Origin of the sequence: Streptomyces sp. 8L (genome assembly GCF_020176795.1) — a bacterium.
Classification (GTDB): Bacteria; Actinomycetota; Actinomycetes; order Streptomycetales; family Streptomycetaceae; genus Streptomyces.
Genome location: NZ_JAIUKE010000427.1, coordinates 1 through 10,719 on the forward strand (window position 1 = coordinate 1; position 10,719 = coordinate 10,719).

The 10,719-nt window shown below is 73.2% G+C and carries 10 protein-coding genes; all 10 read right to left on the minus strand.

The features are described 5' to 3' along the window. Positions 1-120: 120 nt before the first annotated feature. On the minus strand, positions 121-1,014 hold the full coding sequence (locus LCE31_RS29720; RefSeq protein ID WP_225019752.1) for an N-acetylglucosamine kinase: 894 nt from the start codon (positions 1,012-1,014) through the stop codon (positions 121-123). Then, positions 1,011-2,036, minus strand: a complete 1,026-nt coding sequence (locus LCE31_RS29725) for an SIS domain-containing protein (RefSeq protein ID WP_225019755.1) — start codon at positions 2,034-2,036, stop codon at positions 1,011-1,013. Before LCE31_RS29725 ends, LCE31_RS29720 begins: the two co-directional genes overlap by 4 nt. Then, positions 2,033-3,169, minus strand: a complete 1,137-nt coding sequence (locus LCE31_RS29730) for a Gfo/Idh/MocA family protein (RefSeq protein WP_225019757.1) — start codon at positions 3,167-3,169, stop codon at positions 2,033-2,035. Before LCE31_RS29730 ends, LCE31_RS29725 begins: the two co-directional genes overlap by 4 nt. Beyond that, the gene (locus tag LCE31_RS29735; RefSeq protein ID WP_225019759.1) at positions 3,166-3,915 is read right to left on the minus strand and encodes a sugar phosphate isomerase/epimerase family protein; all 750 of its coding nucleotides are present in this window, start codon (positions 3,913-3,915) and stop codon (positions 3,166-3,168) included. Before LCE31_RS29735 ends, LCE31_RS29730 begins: the two co-directional genes overlap by 4 nt. Beyond that, a complete protein-coding gene (locus LCE31_RS29740) occupies positions 3,912-5,999 on the minus strand; it encodes a primary-amine oxidase (protein WP_225019761.1) in 2,088 nt (695 codons plus the stop codon). Before LCE31_RS29740 ends, LCE31_RS29735 begins: the two co-directional genes overlap by 4 nt. A 100-nt stretch (positions 6,000-6,099) precedes the next feature. Continuing rightward, on the minus strand, positions 6,100-6,861 hold the full coding sequence (locus tag LCE31_RS29745; RefSeq protein ID WP_225019763.1) for a GntR family transcriptional regulator: 762 nt from the start codon (positions 6,859-6,861) through the stop codon (positions 6,100-6,102). Next, positions 6,858-7,898: a Gfo/Idh/MocA family protein gene (locus LCE31_RS29750; protein WP_225019765.1), complete on the minus strand. Its 1,041-nt coding sequence runs from the start codon at positions 7,896-7,898 to the stop codon at positions 6,858-6,860. Before LCE31_RS29750 ends, LCE31_RS29745 begins: the two co-directional genes overlap by 4 nt. Positions 7,899-8,046: 148 nt before the next feature. Beyond that, positions 8,047-9,015 (minus strand): NAD-dependent epimerase/dehydratase family protein, encoded by a 969-nt coding sequence (locus tag LCE31_RS29755; RefSeq protein WP_225019767.1) that lies wholly within the window; start codon positions 9,013-9,015, stop codon positions 8,047-8,049. Further along, a complete protein-coding gene (locus tag LCE31_RS29760) occupies positions 9,012-9,884 on the minus strand; it encodes a sugar phosphate isomerase/epimerase family protein (RefSeq protein WP_225019769.1) in 873 nt (290 codons plus the stop codon). The genes LCE31_RS29755 and LCE31_RS29760 overlap by 4 nt, the downstream gene beginning before the upstream one ends. Next, a complete protein-coding gene (locus LCE31_RS29765) occupies positions 9,874-10,572 on the minus strand; it encodes a ThuA domain-containing protein (RefSeq protein WP_225019771.1) in 699 nt (232 codons plus the stop codon). Before LCE31_RS29765 ends, LCE31_RS29760 begins: the two co-directional genes overlap by 11 nt. Positions 10,573-10,719: the final 147 nt, after the last annotated feature.

Here is a 10,719-nt window from a genome sequence, read left to right on the forward strand (position 1 = left end):
CACGCGCAGGTGACCATCACCCGCGCCGGCGCGGCCACCGCGACGGCTGCCGGGGGGGCCGGGTGCGCGGCGCCCGTGCCCCGCTCAGGACGCCCCGCTCCCGGTGTCCCCTCGCACCTCTCACCCCGCCTCGTATCTCCTGCGGGCGAGGACGACTCCGCCCGCCACGGGCTCCTCATCGAGGAGCCGCAGGGTCAGTGCGGGGTGCGTGCGGGCCAGTCGCTCCCGCAGTCCCTCGGCGAGGCGCGGCTGTCCCACGATCACACTGCCCGCCGCCACCACGGTGTCCCCTGCCGCGCCCTGGGCGACCAGCCGGGCGACGAGCAGGGCGAGTTGGTCAGCCGCCTCGTCGACGACGGCGGCGGCCAGCGCGGAGCCGGCGTCGGCGGCGCGGAAGATCGCGGGCGCGCCGGGCCCCCAGTTCCCCGTGGTGGAATCGTCGTTGACCTTGCGGGCCAGGGACTGCGGTCCTCCGGCGCCGAAGTGCTCCAGCAGGGCGGCCAGCAGGCCGTCGTCGGGGAGCCCCTCGTCGTACGCCGTGAGGGCGGCCTTCGTCGCCTCGCGTACGATCGCGGGCGCGCTCCCCCCGTCGCCCAGGACCCAGCCCCAGCCGCCGGAGAACAGCACCGCGCCGTCGGCGTCCGCGCCGACGCCGATCGAACCTGTCCCGGCGATGATCCCGATGCCCGTGTCGAGCCCGGCCGCCGGGATCAGCAGGGCGGCGTCGTTGACGACGGCGGCCGGCGTGCCCAGCTCCTCGACGGCCGCGGCGAGCCGGGCGCAGTGCTCCTGGGAGTCGCACCCCTGCGCGCCGATCCCGAACGCGGCGATCTCGTCGCCCTCGGGGACCGCCCGTGCCAGGTGTTCCGCCAGCCAGCGTGCGGCGTCGCGCACGGGTGACGCCTCCCAGCCGGCGGCCGGGTGGTGGGTGTCCGCGCGTACGACGCCGTCGAGTGTCTCCACCCGTACGGCGAGCTTCGTACCACCGACGTCCGCTCCGACGAGGACTCTCATACGGCCGGCCTCTCCGCCGCCACCTTGATGTCGGCGTTGTGGAACACGAACTCCTCGATGTCGACGCCGCGCACCTCCGCGACGGCTCCGACGAGGATCTGCGCGACCAGGACCTCGATGACGGCGCGCTGTGCGGCGGGCAGGCGGGGCACGGGCACGGTGTGCAGCAGCGGGCTCGGGTCCTCGACGGGCTCGCCGGTCACCAGGATCACCCGGTGTCCCGAGGCGGCCAGCGTGCGGGCGATGGCGTGTTCCCGCTCGTCGCCGAAGAGGACGTGGACGCCGCCGCCCGCCGACTCCATGGAGCCGTGCAGGTACTGGCGTGTGCTCATCCCGGTCGAGGGAATCCGGGCGACCTCCCGGAACAGCAGGGCGCTCTCCTCGGCGGAGCCGACCGCGGGGCCGGTGCCGACGAAGTCGGCCGACGTCGCGTTCGCGAACAGGGGCGCCAGCGCGCGTACGTGCTCGTCGATCTCCCGCTCGACCGTCGCGAAGGTCTCCCCGAGCCTGGACCACCCCTCGTGGACCCGGCCGCCGTCCCAGGCGTCGGCGAGCATCCCGAGCGCGGCGACGGTGGCGGTGTAGCCGATCGTGGACGCGTAGCTGTCCGGGATGTTGCCGAGTCCGACGGCCTCGGGCACCGCGTCGGCGATGGGTGAGGGCACGACGTTGACGACGGCGTACCGCCGCGCCGTGTCCACCGACTCCAGGACGGCGAGCGTCTCGGCGCTGCGGCCGCTCTGCGAGACGCCGAACACCGGATGCGAACTGGCGGGGAACGGCAGCGGGTGGTCGCCCGCGCCGAGCCGCCACGAGTGGATTCCCCGGCTGCGCAGCTCCCAGACGGGGGCGCAGGTGGCCGCGAGGCTCGCGCCGATTCCCACGAACACCGGCCCGGGGCCGGACAGTTGTCCGTCCCGCGCGAAGGATGACACCGATTCGCTCAGGCGTCTGATCGCGGCGCCCAGGGACTCGGCCTGGGTCGAACGGGCCGCCGCGAAGGCGAGGAAGCTGTCACTCATTTCTGCTCCGTTGCGTCGAACGTTCGGGTGGTCGGGTCCCACTGCCTCGGCATGGGCGAGACCGGTGGCGCGGTGCTCCCGATCGCCACCGGCGCTCCGCGGGCGGCGGCGGACTCCTCGATCGCGAGCATGACGTCGAGTACGTGGTACGCGAGCGCGCCGCTCGCCCGTGGGGTCGTGCCCGCCCGGATGGCGCGCGCCATGTCCACCACGCCCGCGCCGCGGCTCACCGGCGGCCCGGCCGCCGGCACATCACGCCAGGACGCGTCCTCCCCGGTGCCCGTCAGCAGCCGCGTCGGCCCGTCGAACCCGCTGACCGGGACCGCCATCGTCCCGTCGGCGCCGGTGATCTCGAAGAGCTGGCGGCGTACCGGCGAGTCGAAGCTGTAGACGGAGGTGCCGATCACACCGGACGCGAAGGTGGTGACCACGCTGACGTGCGTGGGGACCTCCACGGGGAAGGAGCTCCCGGCGTCGGGTCCCGAGCCCACGACGCGTTCGGCGCGCGGCCGTTGGCCGAGGGCCGACACCGAGGCGACGGGGCCGAGCAGGTGGACCAGTGTGGTGACGTAGTAGGGGCCGATGTCGAACAGCGGCCCGGCCCCCTTCTCGAACAGGAACCGCGGCCGGGGGTGCCAGGCGTCGGGTCCCGGCCCCTGCATGAGGGTCAGGACCGTGCGCGGCTGTCCGACGGCGCCCTCGGCCAGCAGCCGCCGGGAGGTCCGGATGCCGGGGCCGAGGATGGTGTCGGGAGCGTTGCCGACGACCACACCCGCGGTCCTGGCGGCGTCGAGGACGGCGCGTGCCGTGTCGCGGTCGGGGGTGAGCGGCTTCTCGCCCCATACGTGCTTGCCCGCGGCGATGGCGGCGAGCGCGACCTCGGCGTGGGCCGCCGGGACGGTGAGGTTGACGACGAGGTCGACGTCGTCGCGGCGCAGCACGTCGTCCGTGCCGCCCCAGACGGGGACCCCGTACGCCTCGGCCTGCCCCCGCGCCCGCTCGGTGTCGAGGTCGGCGACGGCCGTGACGGCGATGTCGCCACTGGCGCTCAGCGTGCGGAGGTACTCGTCGGAGATGCTGCCCGCGCCGACGACCGCCACCCGCGTCGGCCCGCGGGGCGCCGGCGCCGTCACGCGCGCACCTGCTCGCGGACGTACGCGGCGTTGCGTTCGACGAGGGGGAACACGTCGCTGTGGTGGGCGACGACCTCCACGACCGGCATCTCGACCGAGGGGGCGAGCGGGAGGATCTCGTCCAGCCGCCCGGTCGTGTCGCTGCCGAGGACGGGGCGGTCGTTGCCGGGCTCGCGTTCCTGGACGACGTGCAGGAAGCGGACCCTCTCGCCGAGGCGCGGCAGCAGTTCGAAGACGTCCGCGCCGCCGACGCCCGCCCAGTAGAGGTCCACTTCGAGGACGACGGCCGGGTCGAGCAGGCCGACGAACAGGTCGTAGACGGGCACCCCGTCGATGTGCTGGGCGAACTCGAAGTCGTGGTTGTGGTAGCCGACGCGGATGCCGCGCCCGGCGGCGACGGCGGACGCGCTGTTGACGGCGTCGGCGAGTGCCTCGACCCCCGCACGGTCGGTGAGGGCCGCCGGGTCGGCCCAGGGGACGATCACGGTGCCGATCCCGAGCGTCTCCGCCGCGTCCAGCACCGCTTCCCGGTCGAGCCGGTCGATCGCGGCGTGCGCGGTGGCGGCGCGCAGCCCGCTGCGCCGCAGCGCGGCGGCGAGCCCGGCCGGGTCGCCGAGTATGTCGAAGGGCTCGGCGTGGGTGAAGCCCATGTCGGCCAGCCGCGCCAGGGTGCCGTCGAGCCGGCCGGGCCCGAGGTCGTCGCGCACGCTGTAGAGCTGGATGCCCAGGGGGCGCTCGGTCGTCATGCTCCGGCCTCTCCTCGGTCGTGAGGGTGCCCGCCGGGACCGCCGGGACCGCCGTGCCCGCCGTGCTCGTCGGAAGAGCCCTGCCCGCCGGGAGCGCCGTGCTCGTCGCAACAGCCGTGCGCGCTCGGGGCGTCGTGCCCGCCGGAGCCGCCGTGCCCGCCGGAGCAGCAGTGCGCGCCGCCGGACGCCGGGAGGTCCAGCGTCGGGTTGCGCCCGAAGAAGCCGTACGGCTTGAGCGCGAAGCCCGTGGTGTCCACCGGCATCACGGGCCAGTCCTCGGGCCGGGGGAAGTGGGTGAGCCCGAAGGTGTGCCACAGCACGATGTCGGTGTTGTCGACGCCCCGGTCGGCGGCGGTCCAGGCGGGCAGTCCCGCGTCGCCGGGGTGCATGTTGACCAGATCGCCCGCCGGGTAGTTCTCGTCCACCGCGTAGGGGGTGACCCAGAGGTGTCTGGTGGCGTACGCCGCCCGGTGGTGGATGTCCGACTCCGCGTCGGCGAGCAGGACCGGCCTGCCCTCGGGGTGGAGCATGTAACCCACCGGGTTTCCCAGGCGGTTGGTGACCGAGGGGTTGGTCACCAGCCAGGACCGGTTGCGTGTGTTGTCGGCGAGCCGGGCCGCGCCCTTCTCGGTGCGCAGCCGGGTGAGCGTCTGGGTGAAGCCCGTACCGGTCGGGTTGAGCGGCCCCCGGGGCACGGCCGCGGCCTCCACCTCGTCCACCGCGTTGTCGTGCCCGTCGACCATCATGTCGAGCCGGGCGCTGAAGAGGTGCTGGTGGTACGGGGCGCCGAGGCCGGGGGCCAGTTCGGAGGCGTAGGCGTAACCGGGCCCGGGGTAGCCGGAGGTGAAGACGACGCCGGTCGCCTTGACCTCCAGCTCTATCGAGCCGTCGAGGGAGAAGTACCAGTAGAAGCCGTAGTCGTAGTTGCCGACGGTGGCGAAGAAGGACACGACGAGGCGCCGGTTGCGGCGGGAGTCGACCGAGCCGTTCCAGTTGTCGGTGTGCTTCCACAGGATTCCGGTGTCCTCCTCGTGGACGCAGATCGCCTGGGGAACGACCCGTACCTCGCCGGCGCTGTCGGCGAGCACCGCGTCGAGGTAGGTGATGTCGCCGACGCAGTCGCAGCCGAGTTCGAGGGAGTTGGCGAAGCCGCCGAGCAGGTACTCGCCGCAGTCGAAGAAGTTCTGGAACCAGCGCTGGGGGCTCGGGTCGCCGTAGGGCACCATCATCTCGGCGAGGGAGACGCGGTACAGGACGGGCCGCCGCCGTCCTGCGTCCTCGATGTGGACGTTGCGGATCACCAGGCCCTCGCGCTGGTCGAAGCCGATCTGGAAGGACCAGCCGAGCCAGTCGAGCACCCCGTTGTCGTCGATGGTGAAGCTCGGGCCCTCGGGCTGGGTGATCTCGATGGGCTTGAGGCCGGGCCTCGGCTCCATGTCCACCCAGGCGGCGTCGTGGAAGTTGCCGTCCTCGTCGGGCACCGGGAGGTCCGCGTGGTCGTCGACCGCGACGACCTCGCGGGTCACCACGTCCACCACGACGGTCACACCGTCGACGGGGTGCGCCCAGCCGAGGTCGTCCGGGGTCTTCTGGAGGAACGTGAAGCACCGCTGGAGCCGCCGCCCGCGCTCGTCGGGGGCCGGGGCCCCGGCGGACAGCGGGTTGACCCGCAGTTGTGACACATCGGTCAGGCCGCGCCTCGCCATGGCGGCGAGCCAGCGTTCGTCCTGGTGCACGACCTCCTCCACGAGGGAGAACTCGACCGGCAGGACCGGGACATGGCCCTCGGCGGCCGTGTCGATCTCGCGCTGGGAGACGACCCGGTCCTCCTCGGGACACACCACGACGTCCCACGAGAGGCCCGAGCGCATGTCGAGGAGCAGCACGCGGAAGCGGCGCGGCGACTGGTGTCCCGCGAGGAGTTGGCGCTTGTCCGCTTCGGCGAGGCCGAAGTACGCGACGTGCGTGTCGGGGCCCATGAGCCCCTCCCGCCGCAGCAGGGCCCGGCTCGCGTCGATCTCGCCGGGGCGCGGTGAGGCGAGGGCGCGCGCCACGGAGGTCTGGTCGTACGTCGGTGGGGTCACGAGGGCTCCAGATCGTGAAGTGGCCCGGGGCCCCCGGGCGGCAGGGCCCGCGCGGGTGCCTGGGGTACGGGCGGGGCGGGGAGGGCGGGGCGCGGCCGGCTCATCCGTCGGCGCTCCTGCTGAAGGACGTACGCAGCCGGTAGCGGTCGCCCGCGTAGCGGATGAGCGAGGAGAGCAGCGGACGCTGGGTTCCGTCGCGGACGATCTGGCGCATGTCCAGTACGGGCGTGCCCACGTCGATGTCGAGGTGGCGGGCGAGTTCCGCGTCGGCGGAGCGGGCCTCGATCGTCGTGTCGGCCTGGGCGAGGTGGAAGCCGAGTCCGGTGATGACCTCGTAGAGGGAGCGGGTCGCGAAGTCGACGCCCTCGAAGCCTGCGGCGATGTCGGCGGGGACGAGCGACTCGTCCACGGCGATCGGCACCTGGTCCAGCATCCGCACCCGGTCGACGCGGTAGAGCGGTGTCCCGGGGGCCATCTGGAACGCCTCGGCCTCGTCGTACGTCGAGGTGCCCAGTTCGCACCGCAGCACCCGGGAGGTGGGCAGGAGCCCCATCCGCCGCGCGGTCTCCGAGAACGACTCCAGTGTGTTGGGCCATTCCTTGGGCTCGGCGGTGGTGACGTACCAGCCGCGGCCGTGGGCGGAGCGCAGCACCCCTTCCTCGACCAGAGCGGTCAGCGCCTTGCGCAGGGTCACCCGGGAGATGGACAGCAGCCGGCACAGCTCACGCTCCGGCGGCAGCCGGGAGCCGGGAGGCACCTCCCCGTTCGCTATCCGTGCCAGCAGGACCGCCTTGGCCTGGAGCCACAGCGGTTCGGGGTATTCGGAGGGCAGGACGGCCGGTGCCGTCCGTGGCGTGGTCATTCGGGTACCTGGACCTTTTCCCACGTCCCCGTCCGCATGGAGGCGTAACAGGCGTCGATGACGCGGTTGACGATGTGCCCGTCCTCGAAGGTCTCCAGCGGGGCCTCGCCGCGCTCGAAGCACTCGGCGAAGTGGCGCATCTCCTGGCTGAATCCGTAGGCGCGGGTCTCCTCGGGCACCGGGTGGACCCAGCCGGTCTCGGCGTCGGCCTTCTCGACGAGGTGGCCCGCGGAGTGCTCGATGAACCCCCACACCGGTGTGGAGGCGGTGTCGGTGACGAGCCGTCCCGCGCTTCCGACGATCTCGTGGCGCAGCTGCATGCCGCCCTTCTCGATCCAGGACGACTCGACGGTGGCCAGCTGGCCGCCGGCGAACTTGAGCAGGGCGATCGCGGTGTCCTCGCCCGTGGTCCTGTCGGCGTGCGCGAGGGTGGCGCCCCAGGCGAAGGCCTCGACGATCGGATTGTCCTTGCCGAAGAAGTGCCGGGCGGACTCCACGGTGTGGCAGCCCATGTCGATCAGCGCCCCGCCGCCCGCCGTCTCCGCGTCCCAGAAGTGCGCGGCGTGCGGCCCGGAGTGCGCCTCGCGGGCCCGCATGGTCAGTACGTCGCCGATCGCCCCCGCGGCGACCATCTCGTGCGCCTTGGCGATGTTGGGCGAGAAGACGGAGCTCTCCGCGTAGCCGTGCCAGACGCCCGCCTCGCGGACGACGCGGAGGATCTCCGCGGCCTCGGCGCCGGTGCGGGCCAGCGGCTTCGTGCAGACCACGCCCTTTCCCGCGGCGGCGGCCACCCGTACCGCTCCGAGGTGGGCCTCGTTCGGCAGGGCTATCACGACGAGGTCGACGGACGGGTCGGCGCACAGCTCCGCGATGTCGCCGTACTGCCGGGCGTCCGGGGCCCACTCGCGTCCGAACGCCTCGGCCCGTGCCGGGTCGCGCGAGTAGGTGGCGACGAGTTCCGCGTTCCGTACGTCCGTGAGCGCGTCCGCGTAGGTGGTGCCGATGAATCCCGAACCGATCAGACCGACGCCGATCACGGTGTCCTCTTTCTTTCCCTCTCGGGCCGGCCGCAGGGGTGGGCGGGGGCTGGGCGCGGCATGGACTGGCTCCTCAGCGTACCATGTGGTTTTACTTTGGTCTTGTATTGGTATTGCTGGGGACTCCGGTGGAGCGTCCGCACCGGAGTCACTCCAGCAGGCGGTCGAAAGCACGGTCCAGGTCGTCGTTGACCACCCGCAGCGCCGGGTCGGCGTCGTAGTGGGCCAGCACCTCGCGGGCGCCCTCGGAGAAGGAGACCGCGGGCGCGAAGCCCGGGACGAGCGACCGGAGTTTCGAGGTGTCGAAGAGCATCGAGTGCCGGAAGTCGTGCTCCAGCACATCGCGCCAGTTGGGCAGTTCCACGGCGATCGACTCGCTGGAGCGGTGGCGCAGGACGGGGGACCTGACACCGGCCGCGGCGGCGAGCGCCAAGTGGATCTGGTCCCAGGTGAGGATGTCCCCGCCGACCACGTTGACGCTCTCGCCCACCGCGTGGCCGTTGCCGAGCAGCGGGACGAAGGCGCGCGCGAAGTCGCGCGAGTGCATCAGGGACCACAGCGAGGTGCCGTCGCCGTGCACCACGACGGGCCGGCCCGCGCGCATCCGCTCGATCGCGGTCCAGCCGGACAGGACGGGGATCACCGTGCGGTCGTAGACGTGGGAGGGCCGCACGATCGTCAGGGGCAGGTCCGCCGAGCGGTACGCCTCTTCGAGGAAGACCTCGCACGCGACCTTGTCGCGCGGGTAGCCGAAGACCGGCTGGCGGCGCGGGCTCGACTCCGTGACGGGCAGCTGCGGCACCGGGCGCCCGAAGACGGAACACGTGCTGATGAAGACGTACTGGCCCACGGAGCCGGTGAAGAACTCCGGGTGGCCCCGCAGGTCGTCAGGGGTGAAACCGACCCAGTTGACCACCGCGTCGAACTCCTCGCGGCCCAGCACGGAGCGGAGCGCGTCCGTGTCCTTGACGTCCGCGCGCAGCCCCCGTACGCCCGGTGCGAGGAGCCGCGCGGGCTCGGAGCGGGTGATCACCGTGACGTCCGCGCCCCGCGCCGCGGCCTCGGCCGCCGCGGCCGAACCGATCATTCCGGCGCCGCCGAGAAAAAGTACCTTCATGAACGCTCCTTGGAGGGTGCCGGTGTGACGGGTGCCGGTGTGTCGGGGGCCGGTGTGACCGGCGCCGGTGCGGTCGCGCCGCGGGAGAGTCCGCGGCCGACGAGATGGTCGTAACTGCGCCTGAGCGCTTCGAAGGTGTCGATGTGCAGCCGTTCGAGTTCGACGATGTGCCACCGCAGCCCCGACGGGACGGTGAGGGTGCGCGTCCAGTCGATCCGGCCCTCGCCCACCGGCACCATGACGTCGTCCTCGTACGAGAGGGCCGGTCCGTCCTTGACGTGGAGCAACCGCACCCGCGGCCCGAGGCGCGCGACGACCTCGGCGGGGTCGGCCCCGCCCATCACGGCCCAGTAGGCGTCCAGTTCGATCAGGACCCGGTCGTCGAGCAGGTCAAGGAGCAGGTCGTAGGCCTGCGTTCCGTCGAAGACCTGCGAGAACTCGGCGAAGTGGTTGTGGTACGCGATCCGCATGCCCCGCCCGGCCGCCGCTTCCGCGGCCTCGTTGACCCGCTCGACGCCGCGCCGTACCGCGTCCGGGGTGTCGAACTCCTCGCGCTCCATGCTCCACACCAGGACCTCGGCGCCCAGCTCCTCGTAGCGGTCGAGGATCTCCCCGGCGCCGGGGCCCGCGGGGAAGGGGGCGTGCGCGCTGGTCAGGGTGAGCCCCGCGGAGGCGATGGCGGCCCTGACCCGCGCGGGCCCGAAGTGCTCCACCAGGCCGTAGGTCTCGATGCCCGCGTAGCCCAGCGCGGCGATCCGCTCCAGCGTGCCCTCCAGGTCGGCCCTGGCCGCTTCGAGCACGGTGTACATCATGACGCCGATGCGGGCGGCGCCGGCGCCGGTTCCCATCTCTCCGGTGTCAGTTCCCATCGGTCCTCCTTCGGTCTTCGGCCGGCTCGCCGCCGGGCCCTTCGCGGTGGGCGGCCCAGCACAGGGCTCCCCGCACGAGGGCGCGCACCCCCGGCTCGCCCCAGGACCGCATGTCGTGGCCGAGCGCCAGATACGCCACCCGGCCCGCCCCCGCCTCCCGGGCGTGCAGTACGGGCACGGCGGCGCCGTCCGGGCCGCGCCCGGTGGCCAGCACGGACACGTCGCCGGCCAACTCGACGGCGCCGTAGGTGTCCTGCACGTCGAAGTCCCGCACACCGCGGGTGATCGGGTGCTCCGCCGTGATCTCGACGGTGTGACGGCCTCCGTCGCCGTCGCCCTCCGGGCCGCTCCGGCTGCCGAACAGCTCGGACAGCGCGCCGTCTTCCGGGTGGCCCGGGGCGTTGGCGCGGTGCACGCCTACCAGGCCCTTGCCCGCCTCGACGGCGGCGGCCAGCGCGCGCTGCTGGCGCGGGGCGAACTGCCCGCCTGCCGTGTAGAGCAGGAAGACGTCCGTCTGGGCCGTCGGGGGGAGCGGGTCGGCGAACCGGCCCGTGCCCATGGCCCTGCGGGTGGCGAACCCCGCCTCGATGCCGAGCTGCTGGAAGACCTGGGCGGCGCTGAGCAGGTCGTGGCGGAGGTCGTCGCCGTTGACGACGACCATGGCTCTCGGCGCCGGGGGGTGGCGCATGCCTCTCCTCTCGGGTGGTGCGGTGTGCGGGATGCCGGTGTGCGGTGTGCGGTGTGCATGCGGTGCGCATGCGGTGTGTGGGGCGCGGTGTGCCGTGTCGGTGTGCGCACGGTGTGCGGGGCGCGGTGTGCGGGGCGCGGCGGAGCG

What these genes read in the sequence shown, in the direction of transcription:
- LCE31_RS29720 (WP_225019752.1), bottom strand. Translation starts at nt 1,014, where the DNA reads ATGAGAGTCCTCGTCGGAGCGGACGTCGGTGGTACGAAGCTCGCCGTA.
- LCE31_RS29725 (WP_225019755.1), bottom strand. Translation starts at nt 2,036, where the DNA reads ATGAGTGACAGCTTCCTCGCCTTCGCGGCGGCCCGTTCGACCCAGGCC.
- LCE31_RS29735 (WP_225019759.1), bottom strand. Translation starts at nt 3,915, where the DNA reads ATGACGACCGAGCGCCCCCTGGGCATCCAGCTCTACAGCGTGCGCGAC.
- LCE31_RS29745 (WP_225019763.1), bottom strand. Translation starts at nt 6,861, where the DNA reads ATGACCACGCCACGGACGGCACCGGCCGTCCTGCCCTCCGAATACCCC.
- LCE31_RS29755 (WP_225019767.1), bottom strand. Translation starts at nt 9,015, where the DNA reads ATGAAGGTACTTTTTCTCGGCGGCGCCGGAATGATCGGTTCGGCCGCG.
- LCE31_RS29760 (WP_225019769.1), bottom strand. Translation starts at nt 9,884, where the DNA reads ATGGGAACTGACACCGGAGAGATGGGAACCGGCGCCGGCGCCGCCCGC.
- LCE31_RS29765 (WP_225019771.1), bottom strand. Translation starts at nt 10,572, where the DNA reads ATGCGCCACCCCCCGGCGCCGAGAGCCATGGTCGTCGTCAACGGCGAC.